The sequence below is a fragment of the Arthrobacter sp. 'calajunan' genome (genome assembly GCF_046940185.1).
Taxonomy (GTDB): Bacteria; Actinomycetota; Actinomycetes; order Actinomycetales; family Micrococcaceae; genus Glutamicibacter; species Glutamicibacter soli.
On the sequence record NZ_JBKZDY010000001.1, the window covers coordinates 321,962 to 339,609 of the forward strand.

Sequence of the window (17,648 nt, forward strand, 5' to 3'; positions counted from 1 at the left end):
CTTGCGGCGCGCGGAGAAACCCGAATGGCCCCACTTTCGAGTAATCCCTAGAGTGCTTCCCCTTTGAAAACATTAGGCTTAGAAGCAAAATTCGAGTATTCGAAACCGATGTAAAATTCGCCCCTGAAATCTACTGTGGTTGGAAGCTGCTGTGGCTTTTTGGCCCAGCGTTACCTGGGGGAATTGAAATCACATGACGATATTGGGCGATGGACATCCGGTCGCAGAAGTTCGCGGCGTATCTTTGCCAAAAAAGGCGCCAGATCGAAAGCTTCTGGAAAAATCTGTTACTTCGCTGGCCGTGGGGACGGCTAGTGAGACGTTCAGTGCCGCGGTGGACGCCACCGCCAATAGGACGGCGGTTCCGGCAATTCACGGCCAGGTACCTGAGAGGCAATGGCCGCAATCCTTGCGTGTCGGCTACGCAGCTGGCGCCTATGATCTGTTCCACATTGGGCACCTGAATATTCTGCGGCAGGCGAAGCAACGCTGCGACTACCTTATTGCTGGTGTTGTGGCCGACAAGATGCTGAAAGAGAACAAGGGGATCGATCCATTCATTCCGGAGGATGAGCGGCTGGCGATCGTCCAAAGTATTGAGTTCGTCGACGAAGCAATCTTGGAAACCCTGCCCGACAAACTAGATACATGGAACTCGCTTCGGTTTACCGTTTTCTTCAAGGGCGATGACTGGCGTGGAACACCCAAGGGGCTGGACCTCGAAGAACGATTCGACGAGGTTGGCGTTGACATTGAGTACCTTCCGTATACGTTGCACACGTCATCGACAAAGCTTCGTCTGGCTTTGGAAAACTTTGAGCGGGTAGCCCGTAGCCAGTGACGCGGTGAGCAGCGCCGACATCCCGGCAAGCTGAAATCGTAGCGCGGAGCGGCCACATCTTAGGTACGACGGTTCGCGGCCTTAAGCACACTTCGAAGTGACTCCTGATAGGACCTGATGAGAATCGGGCTTTTCCACGTCTTGCAATGGTTCGCCGTGGCGCTGGCATCCTGAGCGTCCGTAAGGGCCCCGCAAGGTAACGCCGGAATCCGGTAGCGAGGGCTTAGTCGAATGCCGATTCGTCTGCATGACGACTCACGGGATTGCGATTCTGTCAATACAGAATTTCAGGATTAAAGTGCGCGAAGCGTATCCAGGATCTCGTCCTTCGTTGCAGTCCCTCACCAATTCACTGGGGCGAGCGGACTATAGTTCACTAACCTCGCTTGAGTAGTCAAAACGTAGTTCTTATGGAAAAGGAGTGCACGCAGGAGGACTGCCCTGATACCTCTCGGGACTACTCAGCTACTCGTGTATAGGGAGATTTAGGGTGTTGTCGAGTACACCACCTGACGAAACGAGTGTAAATAGAGTACTTACCTGCCCGTGCTGGTCGAGGGAGGGGTGCATATGCTGGAAAGCACTTGGGAAATTAAATAACGTGTGTACGGCTTTTTTATTTAGCTAAACCACGTCACCGCTGTGTTTGGGGGACACATTGCAAGAAAATGAGCAGCAGTTGCTGCTATCGGATTTATGGCGGCGCATCGCCTATCGATGGAAGACGGTGTGCATCGTCGCGACAATCACCGTGATTGCAGCACTGGCCTTCGGACTAATTAACGGAACAAGCTATTCGGCAAAAACAGTACTTACCGTTAACCCGTTGACTACGAACCCGTTTTCGTCGGCGACCGCGAGCCAGCAAATCAACATCACCACCGAACGCGCCATTCTGAGCTCCGGCGAAGTTGCACGACGGGCAGCGGAAAATCTGGGGCAAGACGCCAGCGCGGCGTCCCTGACGGAGAACGCCAGTATCGAAGCGCCTCAGGGATCACAGGTACTAACCGTCACCGTGGTGGATACGGATCCTGACCGCGCCGCTGCTAAGGCGAATGCCCTGGCGGCCGCCTACCTGGAATTCCGCGCCGAGGGTGCTGCACAAGTGGCGGACACCTACATCAGGGCCATCGACAAGCGCATAGAAAGCTTGACCCAGGCCGGAAATGGCGGTTCGTCCACCGATTTGGCACTCTCGGATTTGATCAATCAACGCAATGATCTATCGCTGGTTGCAGAGAATCCTGGGCGAATTATCGGGTTCGCGGAACCTGCTGAAAATCGATCCTATTCGGGCATGGCACTATACGCCGCTGCCGGCTTGGCGGGCGGTCTCGTGCTGGGATTGATTGCCGCCGTTGTGAGGGATCGCCTGAGCCGGGAAACAGGCAATGCGAAGCGTTTGGCTCAATCAACAGGCTGGCCGGTGCTGACGTTGCGTCATCCATCCGATCTTGAAGGAATGCGGTGGATTGTCAGATCCCAAATGGGAGCTGTGCAACGGGGGACAAGTCACAACAAAGCCATGGGCGTGCTGAGTCTTGGCAGAACACAAGAGGCACGGATCCGCTCGCTGCTCTCACGAGTCCTGGATGCAAGAGGGCAGCGAAGCCACAGTCTTTCTCTGGCATCTGTCCCGCCAGAGATGCTCGACCGCGGCTGGCCCGACGCATCCGAACGAAGCTCGTGGACCGGCATGGATGCCGTACTTATTGGAATTCCACCTGCTGTGCAGGATACTCGGGTCGCTTTGCTCTGCGACAGTTTCCTGGACTCGATCATCTTGATTGTCGATCAGGCGACGCCGCTGGCAGCGGTAAACCGTCGTCTGGAGTTCTTTGACGGAATCGACCAGGAATCAATTTGCCTGGTTTTCATGCAAAAGCATAAGGGGCACAGCGAAAGGCCCTCCAAACCTGGCTCTCTGGAAATGGGCGTCACGGAAAAAGCAGACGCACTTTAGGCGTCCAGGACCTTTCGTACATAAATTCTGCAAAGGGGGAGCAGATGAAAGTATTACTTGTGACATCGCCGGGCGGTCACCTTGCCCAATTACTCTCATTGAGATCGTGGTGGGATAAGCAGGAACGCGAGTGGGTGACATTCAAGCAAACCGAGGTGATGTCGTCATTGGACGGTGAGGACATCACCTGGGCCTACTTTCCGACGACCAGAAATGCCGTGAACGCCATCAAGAACTTTTGGCTCGCGTGGCCAACGTTGCGCAGGAGCCGGCCTGATTTGGTCATTTCGAACGGCGCCGGGGTCAGCGTTCCATTTTTCATCGTATGCAAGTTCTTGAAAATCAGAACTGTCTATATTGAATGCTTCGACCGCATTACTTTGCCCACGATCAGTGGCACCATCTGCTACCCGTTGAGCGATCTGTTCTGCGTCCAATGGGATGAGCAAAAGCGTTTCTATCCTGACGCCGTGAACATTGGACATTTGCTATGACACCCCTTCAACAAACCTTGGATGGTGTCCAGCCCGAGATCGTCGTTTCGGTCGGGACGGATCTCCACCTCTTCAACAGGCTCATTGACTGGGTGGATGACTGGCTGGAGATTCAAGAAGAACGTCCGACTTGCCTCGTACAACACGGAGCCAGCCGTGCGCCGAAAAACGCCCTCGGGATCAGCCGCATGTCGCGAGACGAATTGCTGGACCTCTACGCAGGGGCGAAAGTGGTCATTGTCCAGGGCGGGCCCGGATCCATATTGGATGCGCGTGAAGTTGGAGCACTGCCTATTGCCGTACCCCGATGGCCGGAAAAGCATGAAGTCGTTGACGGGCACCAGATCGCCTTCACGCAAACCATGGAGCTGCACGGGGAAGCGGTCGCCGTGCATTCGGAGGACCAATTGCGCACCTCCCTTGAAGCGGCATTGCAGAATCCGGAACAATTCCAGAAATGCCCGAGGATCAGCGATCCGGAGAACGCCACCCAATCCCTGGAGGCTGAAATCAGGAAGATGATGCAGGAGCCACGGAACCCTCAGCTGGTGAAGAAGGCTTGGCGCATGTTGCGCTCCAGGAGAGCTACGCCGGCAGGCGAACACGGTTCCGGAGCGCGGCATGGCGCCAAGGCCAAGACGAGGTCCTTCGCTGCGAAGTTTGCAGGCAATGCGCGCGCAATACAGAATCGGCTGCAGCCATGAGAACCAGCCAGAGATTCCAGGTCTCGCGCGTATGCGTCGTGACGTTGCTCGTGGCCGGCTTGACGGGATGTGTCGCGCAGTCGCCGACGTCCTCGGCTACCCAGGCGACCGCAGATCCGGCCACCGCCGCATCTGCAAGCCCCAATGCGAAGGCGCCGGTGGCATCGACGGGGGAAGCTGAAGGCTCCTCCGAACGATCGGGGCAGGCTGCAGCCTCAGACGCAGGAGCGGCAAGTTCGGCCTCGGCATCGCTCAAGCCCTCCAAGGTTTCTGGCAAGGACGACAAGCCACCGAAGACGTGGCCGAAGAAATCACGCAAGACAGAATCCAAGGAAAACGCGGTGACCGACGGATTCATCCAAAAGACCGCGCAGATGACGTCACCGAACTTCGGCAAGAAGATGTTGAGCGAGGAGGCGCCCATTCCGACGCCTCCGGACTACACCGGCATTGCCATGGGCGCCGCCTTGGGCGAGCTTGAAGCCCAGTTCACGGAGTATGCCACCAACAACTGGCAGCAATCCGGTGAGATCTCGATCGTCGGGGAACCAAAGGTCGAGGATCTGATGATTGACGATGTCCTGACGCATCGGGTCTACATGTGCCTCGATTCCAGCGATATCCAGGTCACCGAATCCGACGGCTTCGTGGTCACTGCGAAAACGAAGCCGGGAACGCGCACCGCGGTGAACATCTACGATCTCCAGGAGCACGATGGCGAGCTCCTGGTAGTCGACCATCTTTTCCCTGAAGATCCCAACTGCTAATTCTAGATTTGGTAGAGACCATGAAACGTGCAACGAAATCCGCTCGGCCGGCAGGCCTGCGCTTGCCTTTTTGCGCTGCAACCATTGCCGCTGTTGTCGCGGCGAGCCTCAGCGTCATCAGCCCACCGGCACAAGCCGCCGGTACGCCGACCTTTGACGGATCTAGCGAACTCAATGCCGCAGCGTCCTGCTGGGAAGCCAAGAAGGTCGACCCCTCGGCTGACTCCGGTATTTATTGGCTGCAGACTCCGGCCATGGCCGCGCCCGAGCAGTTCTACTGCGACCAGGTCACGGACGGCGGTGGCTGGGTTCTAGTCGGCCGCGGCCGTGAAGGCTGGAAGGAGACGTATGAGGGGCTTGGAACCACCGCCCAGGTGCGTTCCGCGGTCACCGGCACCGCGGCATTCGCGCCCAAGCAGCTGTCTTCGACGACCATCGACGGCCTGCTCAATGGCCAATCGGCACAAACCCTAAGCGATGGAATCCGGTTGCGCCGGGCGGTGAATACCGAAGGCACCAGCTGGCAGGAAGCCCGATTCCAAACCAGCAAGCGGGAACGCTGGACATGGGCGTTCTCATCCGAGACCCCCGTAACCAGCTACAAGTTCGACGCCCTCACGGGCAGCGGCGGCACCACCGCATCCTTCGGCTCCGGCCAAGGCACCTCCAGGGTCGTCACAAGCGAGGCGCAAACGCAGGGCTGGACCCAGGGATGGGCCTTCGGCTCGTCCGTTGCCGGCACAACGGCGAGCAGCAGCTACCTGTGGTCCGCTGCCGCCGGCGTGGGCAATGCGCGGCCCTTCACGCAGATGTACCTGCGGCCCAAGCTGGTGCAGGCCGACGCCGGTTTTGCTGCCATTCCCGACGCCGGCACGCCGAAGTACGAACAGCGCTCCATGCAGTCGACCGAGGCCATGCCCACCGTCTGGGGCGTAAACGGGCTGGTTTCGGGCAGCGGTGAATTGCGCACCGAGGCCCAAACGTTCGCCCAGGTTGGCAACACGGTGTTCGTTGGCGGCAACTTCCGCTACGTGCAGAAGAATTCCGGCGGCACCGGCCGGGTAGAGCAACCATATATTGCCGCCTTCGACGTGACCACCGGTGAATTCCTGCCGGGGTTCAAGCCCGTGCTCAATGGGCAGGTCAAGGAATTGGCCGCGCTTCCCAATGGGCTGCTGGTGGCCGGCGGCGAGTTCACCTCGGCCAATGGCAAGGCCACCGCAGGGATTGTCGCGCTGAACCCCGCGACCGGGGCCTCCTCGACGTCATGGACCCTGAACATGGAAAACCGGATCTCCGGCGGCGCGGTCTCCGTCAGGTCCTTGGGCGTGCAAGGCCAATGGCTCTACATTGGCGGCGCGTTCACGCACTTGACCGGTGGCACGAATACCAGCGCGGTCTACGCGCGATCCGCCGCCCGCGTCTCGGTGGCGGACGGGACGGCCGACCGCAGCTGGAATCCGGCCTTCAACGGCACGGTCCTCGACGTGGCTCCGTCCAAGGACGGCAACCGGCTCTACGCATCCGGGTACTTCACAGCATCCAACGGCGTTCCCACCGATGCGGCGGCCGCAATCCGGACCAGCTCCGGGGCGGCAGTCGACACCTGGAACTGGACGCCCAGCGCCTCGGCGCACTTCCAGTTCGGGGTGGCCGAGGAAGGCGGCCGGGTCTGGCTCGGAGGATCCGAGCACAACTTGTTCAGCTTCAATCCCTCCACGTTCCAGCGGCTCTCCACCAATATCACCCGCGCCGGCGGCGACTTCCAGGACGTGACCGGCCACAACGGCCTGATCTACGCCGGATGCCACTGCGGCCACTGGAACTACACGAACGGAACGGTGTGGCCGGGACCGGGCCCCAACTGGACCATAGCTGACAAGATCAACCTGGTGGGCATCTGGGATGCCAGCACCGGGGCCTACCTGCCGCAGTTCAATCCGGTGATCAAGGGACGCGGAGGCTACGGCATCTGGGGCAACTTCGTGGACAGCCGCGGGGTGCTCTGGAGCGGCGGTGACCTTGTTTCCTCGGTCCGCACCGGTGGGGCAGGGCAATGGTCCGGCGGATTTGCCCGGTTTGCGCTGAATGATTCAACGGCTCCGGGGACACCGGGGGCGGCCAAAGCCGTGAGCGACGGGACCACGGACAGCCTGTCGTGGACCGCCTCCAGCGGATCGCCGACCCGGTACCAGGTGCTGCGTGGGGACCGCACGATTGCCACGACCACCGGAACGAGCATCGAGCTCGATCATGTTGACAATGCCCGGTACTTCGTTCGCGCCGTGGATGCGGCGGGAAACCGCTCGGCCTCCTCGAAGGTGTTCCGGGCGACGGTGGACACCGTTCCGGTGGGATCAATCGACTACATCCAGCCAGCCGAGAACTGGACCTACCGGTTTGAGAACAGCGCGCCGCCGGCCAACTGGACCACTGCAGCCTTCAACGATGCAGCATGGGCCTCGGGCAAGGCGCCGCTGGGATGGGGCACGACAGGCCTGGGCACCACGCTGACCGCAGAGGGCACCAAGCCGCTGTCCTATCACCTGCGCAAGTCCTTTAATGTCGCAGACGCAAGCAAGGTCGCGAATCTTGAATTCGAGACCAGGGCCGATGACGGGATCGTGGTGTACCTCAACGGAGTCGAAGTGCTTCGATCCAATATGGGTGCCGGAACCGTCGCCTACAACTCGTACGCGACAACCTCACCCAGCACCAGCACCGCGCTGGCGAACTCGGTGAAAGTCACCGTCCCCGGCTGGGCGGTGCAGGACGGCAACAACGTCGTCAGCGCGGAGGTCCACTCGAATTACCGCAGCACCCCGAATTCGTCCTTCGACCTGGAGCTGACCGGAAATCTGGGGCAGCAGCCCGATCCGCCGGCCGCGCCGCCGGAAGCAGAGCCGGCGATGGTGATTGAACCCGGCGCGACCTGGAACTATCGGTTCGAAACGACGGCTCCCGCGGCGAACTGGATGTCGGCGGTTGCCGCCGGGGACGGGTGGGCCCAGGGCCGCGCCCCGTTGGGCTGGGGCAGCACGGCGATCGAGACCGAGCTGACCGCGGACGGGACCAAGCCCTTGACCAGCTACTTTGGCAAGAGCTTCACGGTCAGCGAGCTGGCGGACGTCCAGGAAATGAAGATCACCACCAGATCCGATGACGGCATAGCCGTCTATGTCAACGGCGTGGAGGTAGCGCGGAAGAATCTGCCGACCACAGCCCTGACTAACCGGACGTACGCGACGGCGGCGCCGCGGACCAGCACGGCACTGAACGCACCGCTTGAAGTCGTGGTCCCGGCCAGCGCCCTGAACGAGGGAACCAACGTGGTTGCCGCCGAGGTCCATTCGAATTATGCCTCGACTCCGGATGCCAGCTTCGAGCTCGAAGCTCAGCTGGTCAGCGGCGAGGAAGCACAAGACGTGATGAAGATGGAACTGGAAGAACTCGGCCTGCTCTAGCAGCGGAGGGATTCGCAGCTGACCGGGCAGCGATGCACTGGAAAGATTTTTGGGGGAACAGTGGGAACGAGAGAGGCATGGGCGGCTGCCAGAAGCCGCCCATCATTTAGGGAAGTCCTGAACGAGTTGGACCATGCGCAAAAACTCGGTGACGGGGTTCCGGCGTATACGCGCTGGCTCAACCGCCGGGCCGCACGGGTTTTCGCCGCCGCGGCGGTCGCGATGGGCCTGGGGCCGAATGCGGTCACGCTGGCCAGCGCCTGCTCCAGCGCCGCCGGGTTGCTGCTGCTGGTCGCGCTGCCCGCCGGCTGGGGGACCGGCCTGGCCGCCGCGGCCCTGCTGGCGCTCGGGTACGTCATGGACTCGGCCGATGGGCAGGTGGCCAGGACCACCGGCACCGGCAGCCCCGCCGGGGAATGGCTTGATCATGTGGTCGACGCGGTCCGCACCCCGGCCCTGCATCTGGCCGTGTTCCTGGGATTCCAGCGTTCGTTCGAGATTGAATCGGTGCTGCGCTACCTGCCCCTGGCCTTCGCGCTGCTGGCGGTGGGCCATTTCACCAGCCAGATCCTAGCCGAGCAGCTGAGCCGCAGCCACGCGGCCCGCACAGCGGCGGCCGGGAGCGAGAACGCGGAGCATGCCGGAGCGCAGAAGGGTGTGCTCTGGTCCTTTATGATCCTTCCCGTGGATACGGGTGTGATGTGCTGGGTCTTCGTGCTGTGGGGATCTCCCGCGCTGTTCCTGGCCTGCTACGCGATCCTTTTCGCCTTTGGACTGATATTCGCCGGAATCTCGGCGCGCCGGAAATACATGCACCTGAAAGGGCTTGGGAAATGAAGCAGCATCGCGAAGAGGCAGGCCAGGTTTTGGAGGAACGCGGCATGGTTGCCGCCGTCAGCGCGGTCATCACGACGTGCGGCCGTCCCGAGCTGCTGCGCAAGGCGGTCCGGTCGATTCTCGACCAGAACTTCGAGGGGCCGATCGAGGTCGTGGTGGTCTTCGACAAGATTTCCGTGGACCCGCTCAGCGACATCGAGGTTCCCCGCGGCCGCAGGCTCGTGACGATGGCCAATGCGCGGACACCGGGATTGGCCGGCGGGCGGAACACCGGCATCCTGGCCGCCCAGGGGGACGTGATCGGGTTCTGCGATGATGACGATGACTGGCATCCGGACAAGCTGGCCCAGCAGATGGCAACGTGGCAGCAGGCGCCGCAGGCGGTGGCCATTGCCAGCGGCATCGATATCCGCACCGACGGCACGAACATTGTCCGCACGCCGCCCGTCCAGGTGACCTTCGATAATTTCCTGCGCTCCCGGGTCACGGCCATCCACCCCTCGACGATGCTGTATCGGCGCGAAGACCTGGTGGGCCGGGTAGGGCTGGTCGATGAGCAGCTTCCTGCCGGTTACGGCGAGGACTACGATCTGCTTATCCGCGCCACGCGCTTCGGGGACATCCATTCGACCCAGCAGCCGCTGGTGGGCGTGCTGTGGGACCGGCCGTCCTTCTTCGCCGGCCGCTGGGAGAACATCGCTGCCGGGCTGAGCTATATCCTCGCCAAGTTCCCGGAATTCGAGCGCAGCCCCCAAGGCACCGCGCGGATCGCCGGCCAGGTCGCGTTCGCCCAGGCCGCCCTGGGCCGCCGGCAGCTGGCACGGAAGTGGGCCCGACGCGCCCTGCGGCGGGACTGGAAACAGCTGCGCGCCTATGCGGCGCTGCTTGTGTCAACCGGACTGGTCGACGCCGGGTGGCTCGTGCGGCAGATGCAGAAGCTGGGCCGAGGCATTTGACCTCGCATCGGCAACTTTTGGCAACGCCGGGAGCGGTGCTGCCGGGGACAGCGCAGCGGCAAGCCCTGCCGCGCTGGCCGATCTTCGCGCTGTTTGCGGCCTTCCCGGTGTGGTGGTTCCTGGGGGCGGTCCCCGTCCTGCCGCCGGTCCTGGCCACCATCATGGCCTTCTACCTGTTGAATTCGAAACGGGTCATCATCCTGCCGGGCGTGGCACCGTGGTTCCTGTTCATCATCTGGGTGGCTGCGGCAGTGGTGAATGTGCAGGGCGCCGGGGACCTGATGGGCTTCGGCCTGCGTGCCATGGACATCGTGCTGGCCGGCGTCAGCATGCTCTACGTGGCGAACGCCGGATCTTCCTTGCCCAAGGAGCGCATCGTCAACTACCTGGTGATCGTCTGGATCGCGATCGTCGGGCTCGGTTTCCTGGCGTTGATGATCCCGGAAACCAGGCTGAATACCGTGCTGGGATCAGTGCTTCCGGGGTCCGTCACCTCGAATGAGCTGGTCCGCAACCTCGTGACCCCGGCCCTGGCCGAGGTCCAGCGGCCATGGGGCGCTCCGGAGCCCTTCGTCCGCCCGGCGGCGCCCTTCCCCTACGCCAACAGCTGGGGAGCGGCGTTTGCCATGCTCGTGCCCGTGATCGTGGCCCGGATGGCGATGATGCGCCACCGGGCGCTGTCCGTGCTCCTCGGAGTAATCCTGGCGCTCTCATTCATCCCGGCGGTGGCCACGAGCAACCGCGGAATGTTCGTCGGACTGGCCATCGCCGTGGCCTACGCGCTGTTCCGGCATTTGGGGCTCGGTCACTGGCGGATGGTCGCCATCATCTTCTCCGGGGTTGCCGCCCTGGCAGTTGCGCTGGTGGCCAGTGGAGCCGTCAGCGGGATCCTGGGACGCCAGGAATACAGTGATTCAACGGGCGGCCGCTTGGCCTTGTACGCGAAGACATGGGAACAAAGCCTGCAGGCCCCCATCCTGGGCCACGGGACCCCTCGCATCGACCCCACCATCGGGGTGTCGCTGGGCTCGCAGGGATTCCTCTGGACCCTGATGTTCTGCTACGGGTTCGTAGGACTGGCGCTCTTCCTCTACTTCTTCGCCGGGGGACTGCTGCGTACCTGGCGCCAATCCACGGTCCCGGATGTGTGGCTGCACGCATCGGTTCTCGGAGGCATCTGCCTGATCCCGTTCTACGGGCTTTCCGTGCTCCAACTGGCGGTCTTGACGACCGTGCTGACGGTGCTGCTGCGGCAAAGGTACGTGGGCGCCCATGAGTGACCGGGCACTGGCGAGCAGTCCTTTCCTGAAGAAGCAAAGCACGGCACGCACCACGGTGCTGACCTTTGCCAGCGTCTTGGGCGGTGCGGCGCTTGCGTTCGGGACGACGCTCTATGTGGGCAATCAAATTGGTGAAAAAGGTGCCGGACTCTTCTTCCAGATCATGGCCTTCTTCTCCATTGCGAGCGTGTTCGTCACCCTCGGTGCCGATACGGGGCTCGTGCGGACGCTGGCGGCCCAGCGAGCCGTGGGCACCGCCCAGCACCTGCGGCGTACCGCGGCCATCGCCGGGATACCGGTCGCGGGCTTCGCGGCACTGATTGGCGGCGTCCTCTGGCTGGCCGCCGCCGCCCTAGAGGAGGCGCTGGGGATCCCGGGGCTGGCCCAGGTGATCCAGGTCCTGGCGCTGCTGCTGGTTCCCGCCGCCCTGATGAACTTGGGGTTTGGCGCCATGCGCGGGATGGGGCGCGTGGCCAGCTTCAGCGGCATCCAGAATGTGCTGCTGCCGGCACTGCGCCTGGGCGCGGTGGCCTGGGCGATCGCCTTGGGAGGGAGCCTGCTGCAGCTGGCTACCGCGTATGCACTTCCGGTGCTGCTCGCCGCGGCCTTGGCGGGGGTGGCGGCCTGGCTGGCCATCACGCGCTTCAGTTCTGCGGAGAACTACCCCGCCCCGGGACCCAAAGCGGTGCCGGAACCTGATACCCCAGTGCGGAAATTCTGGGGCTTTTCCTCGGCCAGGGGCGTCAGCGCCCTGGTGGAGACCCTGCTGGAGTGGATCGACGTCATTGCGGTGGCTGTTTTCCTCGGACCGGCCGCCGCCGGCATCTACGGCGCGGTGAACCGGTGCGTGCGTCTGGGCGTCATGCTGGAGCATACCGCGCGGCTGGTAACCGGCCCGATGCTCAGCGCGTGCCTGGCAGTGGGGGATCATGCGGAAGCAAAACGCTTGTTCAGCAACACCGCGAAACTCCTGGTCTGGTGCGCTTGGCCCTTTTATCTCACGCTGGCGATCTTCGGGGAAGGCGTGCTCTCCCTGTTCGGCGCCGGATTCGCCCGGGGAGCGTTGCCGCTGGCTGTCATCAGCTTGGTCATGATGCTGGTGGTCTCGGCCGGGGGCGTGCAGAGCGTGCTGCTCATGGGAGGCAAGAGCCGCTGGCAACTGGGCAACAAGCTCAGCGCCCTGGCCGTTGCCCTGCTGTTCAACCTGTGGCTGGTTCCGCTGTGGGGGCTGATGGGCGCCATCACCGCCTGGTCGCTCGCCGCCCTGACCGATTGCGCGCTGGCGACCGTGCAGGTTGCACGATCCCTGCGCCTTGGGGCTCCCGTGCGCGAGCTGATTCCGCTGGCCGCGCTCAGCCTGCTGATCTTCGGGGCCGGTGGGCTGCTCTGGCGTGTGCTGTTCGAGCCGAGCCTCCTTGTTGCCGCGCTGCACCTGGCCGTAGCCTTGCCGATCTATGTCCTGGTGTGCGTGAAGTTTGGCAGGCGGCTCGGGCTGGAAGCAGTCCTGAGCCAGCTGATGCAGGGGGTCCGCAAGCGCCGAGCCCCGGCGGCGGATCGCGCCGCCGGCTAAGTATGCCAAGGTCAGCGGCCCGCTGGGAGAGGCGGCCAAGCAGTGAACAGGACGGCACGCCGAGGAAAGCGGGGGAGACCCACCTCAGGTGCTGGACACGCGAACCGGGTGGTTAAAAGAGTTCTGCTCGGCTGGAATTTCCAGCCGAGCAAAACTCGGTGCACTGCACGCGGCAGCGGCGACTCAAGCAAGCCGACGCGCAGCTGCTAAGCCGGTGCGACAGCTGAGGCGAAGGTCAAATGAATTAACCCTTGTAGGCCCAGGCACGAACGTAGTCGACCTTGAAGTCCGCGGTGTCCTTGGTAGTCGAGTCAGGCATGCCCCAGTAAGGGGAGCCGTACTGAGTGTTCAGGCGAATGTGGAACTTGGCCGCCGTTTCGAAAGCCTTCTCGTAGGCTGCGTTTCCTGCACGCTTGACCGTCTTGAATGGCTTGCCGTCGAAGAGCCAGGTCATGCCCTCCGGAGTCCACTCGAAGGTCCAGGTGTGGTAGCCGCCGGAAAGGTCGGTCACGGGAATCCACGAGTTGGTCTTGCTCTTGCCGGTCTGGTCGTAGTGCAGCGTGCCTTCGCTCCGGTTGAACGGATCGAATGAGGTGTTGGCACTGATCGGGGTACCGTAGGCCTCCATGATGTCGATCTCGCCACCGGTCTTGGCACCATCCGGGCGCAGCCAGAATGCCGGCCAGATGCCCTTGGAGTTGCCCTTGGTCAGTGGCAGCTTCGCGCGCATTTCCCAGCGGCCGTACTTCTGCGAGAACTTTCCGATGCTGTCGATGTATCCGGTGGAGAACGCGCGGGTGCCGCTCTTGACGACCGGCTTGTCCATGCGCTTGCCGCGGATGGTCAGCACGCCATCCTTGGTGGTGGCGTTCTCCTTCTTGATGATGGCCCGGTCGTAGGACAGGACACCATGGGTAGCATCGTCACGCACGGTCCACTTGGACAGCGAACCGTTGAACTCGTCCTGCCATACCGGGTTGCCCCACCCTGCAACGTAGCCGGTGGACGACGAGGCTGGCGGAGTGGTCGGGACGGTTGGGGCGACGGTCGTTGGGGCCGACGTGGTGGTGGCAGTCATCGGGGAGATGACCAGGTCGTCATAGGAGAGAGTGGCTACCGGGCTGTTGCTGCCGCGGTAGGCGCTGACCTCGACGGTGCCGGCGCTGGTCAGTGCCTCGCTGGAGGAATCGGTGGCAGCAGTGGTCCAGCTGGTAGGCTCGGTGCTTCCGACCGGCCAGGCCTTGGCACGAACGCTGACCGATGGCTTGCCGGTGACCTCGAGCTTGACGTTGACCTGCTTGTTGGCAGCGACCTTGAAACCGAGCTTCACGGGAGTCTTCAGCTGCTTCATTCCGCCAGGGGTCCACCGGCTGAGCTCCAGGTAGGAGACGCCCTGCGGTGAGACGCGAAGGGTAGCGCGGTAGTCACCAGCTGCGGACTTTCGGGCAAGCAACGATGAGTAGATGCCGGCACCGCTGGTAGCAAGCTTGTTGGTTGACACCTTGTAGGTGGAAACAACGTCCTGCAGCTTGTAGTTGGTATTGACGGCCTTGGTCTTGCCCGAAGCCGGCAGGGCGATCAGCGCACGGGATCCATTGACGGAGAACTCGGTGCCGGTGCTGCTGTACGAAACGGAAGACGAGTGCTTGCCCCAACCGGAGGACTGGGTACGGCTCATGGAATCGGAAACAATGGCCTTGCCGACCTTGTAGGTCGAGGCTGCATCGGCGGCGGCAGTGTCGCCAATGACGGGGGATACGACGGCGAACGCGGTGGCCAGGGCGGCGGTGGCTGCAACGGTCTGGGCGATGCGTTTCTTGCTGGGACGACGTGGCGAGATGGGGGCCTCGTTATCGATCGTGGTCAAAGGAAAGCCTCAAATCATAGGACTAGCTAGGAGCCTGCGACGGGTCTATCCGCATTGCAAACTCGGGGGACGGGGAAGGTACGAGTCATTGGGGGATCACTTCGCACCGGTCGAGAATCATGGTTGCACGCTATGAATATCGTTAGCAAATCGTTATAAAGATGGTTTTAAAGCCAGAAAATCGCGAGATTTGAAGTCTTTAGGAACACGATTTGGTAACGATGGGCTCTCTGATGCGTGATGTGAAAAGAATGTTGACCAGTGGCGTTCGAAGAACTTGAGAAGTGCGGGAGTACCTTAGCAAAGATGCTCAGGAAAAGCTCAAGAGACGTTCTATTTTGGATTCCAAGGGTAAGACAATTCACATCTCAATGCGTCCTGGCTTACGTAGATATGTCTGGTGGCCGAGCTACTCAAAGACTGATGGTCAACTGAGGCCTGGTACTAAGGGGGCCGTGAGTGACGAGTAGCCACGGAGGACCCTCTCGGTTGTCGTGACGCGGCCTCGAGAAGTTCTGGGGCGGGTCTACTCCCTGAATATAGAGCGCAGCGCCGAAATGGTACGTATACGTTTAGCATGCACCCGCGCCCGATACGCGCACAAATGCACAATCAATCGGCCTCACGGACATGTCGGCTGAAACTGCTATGTTCATGCTGGGCATCGAAGAGCAGGCGAAGTGCCGTCCGCCGGCTGAGCCGTACGACTCATTGCCTGCGCGGCGTTTATGCGGCGGTCAGCAGGTGTGGCGGAGAGCTGAACGGTTGCCTGAAATCAGACACTTGTCGCAAGCTCGTCCACCGAAGTCCTCTTGTCTGTGATGGTCAGTAGCCTCACGCGGGTGGAGAGTCGGCATTAGACTGAGTCTCCTTGCTTAGCATGGAACAATCTCTTGGCCAGTTTGCAGTGCCCAATGAGGAAAGGGGCAAATGGCAGCAGCGCGTGGCTGACCGATATCGCTTCTGCTGAACGCGCTATGAGTGCAGCGCCGAAATAGTCCGACGAAACTCGTAGTTGATTGGAAAGTGTGGCTGGGTAAGGGCAAGTGCAACAAGATACCGCCTCGTGTCGATTGTTCGTGAAAACTTTCACAAAACGGATCTTTGCTCCGTAACATGCGCGAATTCAAGGCTGAAGACCCCGGCGAAAGGGCTAGTCTGAATACTGGCGTTCTTCCTTGAAGGGCTCCACGCTAGCCACCAGCCCAATGAAATCGCAAAGGTGCCACACCCGTGTCTGACAACAAACCAATCGTACTTCTGGCCGAACAGCTCTCGCCTGCAACCGTCGCGGCACTCGGCCCCGACTTTGAAATTCGTCAGACCGACGGAGCAGACCGCTCCCAGCTGCTCGAAGCTATCGCCGACGTCGATGCCATTCTCGTCCGATCCGCCACTCAGGTCGATGCTGAGGCCATCGCAGCAGCCAAGAACCTGAAGGTCATCGCCCGGGCAGGTGTCGGCTTGGACAATGTGGATATCAAGTCTGCAACCCAAGCTGGCGTCATGGTCGTCAACGCACCGACTTCGAACATCATCTCGGCAGCCGAACTCACCGTCGGCCACATCGTGTCGCTGGCTCGCCGCATCCCTGCCGCCAACGCCTCACTGAAGAGCGGTGCATGGAAGCGCAGCTCGTTCACCGGCGTGGAACTGTTCGAAAAGAAGGCCGGAATCATCGGCCTTGGCCGCATCGGCGCGCTGGTTGCAGCCCGACTGCAGGGCTTTGGCATGGATATCATCGCCTACGACCCGTACGTGACCCCGGCACGCGCATCGCAGCTTGGCGTAACCTTGGTGACCCTTGACGAGCTTCTGGCGCAAGCGGACTTCATCACCATCCACATGCCGAAGACCCCAGAGACCCTGGGCATGCTCGGCAAGGACGCCTTCGCCAAGATGAAGAACACCGCCTACGTAGTCAACGTAGCCCGCGGCGGACTTGTTGACGAGGACGCGTTGTATGAAGCACTCAAGAACGAAGAGATTGCCGGTGCCGGCATTGACGTCTTCGTCAGCGAACCAAGCACCGATCTGCCGTTCTTCGAATTCGACAACGTCACCGTCACCCCGCACCTGGGCGCATCTACCGACGAAGCTCAGGAAAAGGCCGGCGTTTCGGTCGCTAAGTCTGTACGCCTGGCGCTGGCCGGTGAACTCGTGCCGGACGCTGTGAACGTCGCTGGCGGCGTGATCGACGAGAACGTCCGCCCGGGCATCCCGCTGATCGAGAAGCTCGGCCGCATCTTCAACGCGCTCACCACCGGATCGTTGACCAGCATCGATGTGGTTGTCGCTGGCGAAATCGCCGAGTTGGATGTCAAGGCACTGGAACTGTCCGCACTCAAGGGCGTATTCATGGACGTGGTCTCAGACCAGGTTTCCTACGTCAACGCCCCGGTACTGGCCGAGCAGCGCGGTGTGGCAACTCGTCTGATCAAGACCACGGATTCACCTGAATACCGCAACCAGCTAACCATCAAGGGCTCAAGCAATGAAGGTGCCCAGCTGGCAGTAGCGGGAACTCTCACCGGTCCGAAGCAGATCGAAAAGCTGGTGGGTATCAATGGTCACGAAATCGAAATTCCAATCTCGGATCACATGATTGTTGTCCGCTACTCCGACCGACCTGGCATTGTCGGAGCCTTGGGCAACGTGCTGGGCGAGCAGGGCATCAACATCGCCGGCATGCAGGTTTCGCGAGACGAGAACCGTGCTGAAGCGCTAGCCGTGATTAATATCGATTCAGCATTGCCCCACGGTGTGCTCGATGTTGTGGGTGCCGCAATCGGTGCCAGCGTCGCACGAGAGATTAACCTGGCAGAGTAAATCGACCTCTATTAAACGTATGCTGCCCCAGTGTTTACCATCGCTGGGGCAGTGTCAAGCCCCCGCGTTGACT

Annotated in this window: 12 protein-coding genes; 11 read left to right on the plus strand and 1 reads right to left on the minus strand. The window is 61.5% G+C overall.

Annotated features, from left to right (window positions below; genetic code table 11):
- Positions 1 to 409: 409 nt before the first annotated feature.
- From RF641_RS01470 to RF641_RS01515, 10 genes are all read left to right on the plus strand, one after another.
- A complete protein-coding gene (locus RF641_RS01470) occupies positions 410 to 841 on the plus strand; it encodes an adenylyltransferase/cytidyltransferase family protein (RefSeq protein ID WP_424572419.1) in 432 nt (143 codons plus the stop codon).
- A 658-nt stretch (positions 842 to 1,499) separates the two neighbouring features.
- Positions 1,500 to 2,807, plus strand: coding sequence for a Wzz/FepE/Etk N-terminal domain-containing protein (locus RF641_RS01475; protein WP_424572275.1), 1,308 nt, complete (start codon positions 1,500 to 1,502; stop codon positions 2,805 to 2,807).
- A gap of 44 nt (positions 2,808 to 2,851) precedes the next feature.
- Positions 2,852 to 3,301, plus strand: a complete 450-nt coding sequence (gene pssD / locus RF641_RS01480) for a PssD/Cps14F family polysaccharide biosynthesis glycosyltransferase (protein ID WP_424572276.1) — start codon at positions 2,852 to 2,854, stop codon at positions 3,299 to 3,301.
- Complete coding sequence (locus tag RF641_RS01485) at positions 3,298 to 4,005, plus strand: glycosyltransferase (RefSeq protein WP_424572277.1); 708 nt, start codon at positions 3,298 to 3,300, stop codon at positions 4,003 to 4,005. Before pssD ends, RF641_RS01485 begins: the two co-directional genes overlap by 4 nt.
- The gene (locus RF641_RS01490; protein WP_424572278.1) at positions 4,002 to 4,772 is read left to right on the plus strand and encodes a hypothetical protein; all 771 of its coding nucleotides are present in this window, start codon (positions 4,002 to 4,004) and stop codon (positions 4,770 to 4,772) included. Before RF641_RS01485 ends, RF641_RS01490 begins: the two co-directional genes overlap by 4 nt.
- A gap of 20 nt (positions 4,773 to 4,792) precedes the next feature.
- A complete protein-coding gene (locus tag RF641_RS01495) occupies positions 4,793 to 8,236 on the plus strand; it encodes a fibrinogen-like YCDxxxxGGGW domain-containing protein (RefSeq protein ID WP_424572279.1) in 3,444 nt (1,147 codons plus the stop codon).
- Positions 8,237 to 8,362: 126 nt separating this feature from the next.
- The gene (locus RF641_RS01500) at positions 8,363 to 9,073 is read left to right on the plus strand and encodes a CDP-alcohol phosphatidyltransferase family protein (protein ID WP_424572280.1); all 711 of its coding nucleotides are present in this window, start codon (positions 8,363 to 8,365) and stop codon (positions 9,071 to 9,073) included.
- Positions 9,070 to 10,029, plus strand: coding sequence for a glycosyltransferase family 2 protein (locus RF641_RS01505; protein WP_424572281.1), 960 nt, complete (start codon positions 9,070 to 9,072; stop codon positions 10,027 to 10,029). The genes RF641_RS01500 and RF641_RS01505 overlap by 4 nt, the downstream gene beginning before the upstream one ends.
- A gap of 17 nt (positions 10,030 to 10,046) precedes the next feature.
- The gene (locus RF641_RS01510; RefSeq protein ID WP_424572282.1) at positions 10,047 to 11,309 is read left to right on the plus strand and encodes an O-antigen ligase family protein; all 1,263 of its coding nucleotides are present in this window, start codon (positions 10,047 to 10,049) and stop codon (positions 11,307 to 11,309) included.
- Complete coding sequence (locus tag RF641_RS01515) at positions 11,302 to 12,879, plus strand: lipopolysaccharide biosynthesis protein (protein ID WP_424572283.1); 1,578 nt, start codon at positions 11,302 to 11,304, stop codon at positions 12,877 to 12,879. The genes RF641_RS01510 and RF641_RS01515 overlap by 8 nt, the downstream gene beginning before the upstream one ends.
- A 244-nt stretch (positions 12,880 to 13,123) precedes the next feature.
- On the opposite strand, the gene RF641_RS01520 is transcribed toward RF641_RS01515, so the two are convergent.
- Positions 13,124 to 14,746, minus strand: a complete 1,623-nt coding sequence (locus tag RF641_RS01520; RefSeq protein ID WP_424572284.1) for a glycoside hydrolase family 16 protein — start codon at positions 14,744 to 14,746, stop codon at positions 13,124 to 13,126.
- A gap of 1,233 nt (positions 14,747 to 15,979) precedes the next feature.
- On the opposite strand from RF641_RS01520, the gene serA reads away from it, so the two are divergent.
- Positions 15,980 to 17,575: a phosphoglycerate dehydrogenase gene (serA, locus tag RF641_RS01525; RefSeq protein WP_424572285.1), complete on the plus strand. Its 1,596-nt coding sequence runs from the start codon at positions 15,980 to 15,982 to the stop codon at positions 17,573 to 17,575.
- The last annotated feature ends 73 nt before the right edge of the window (positions 17,576 to 17,648 follow it).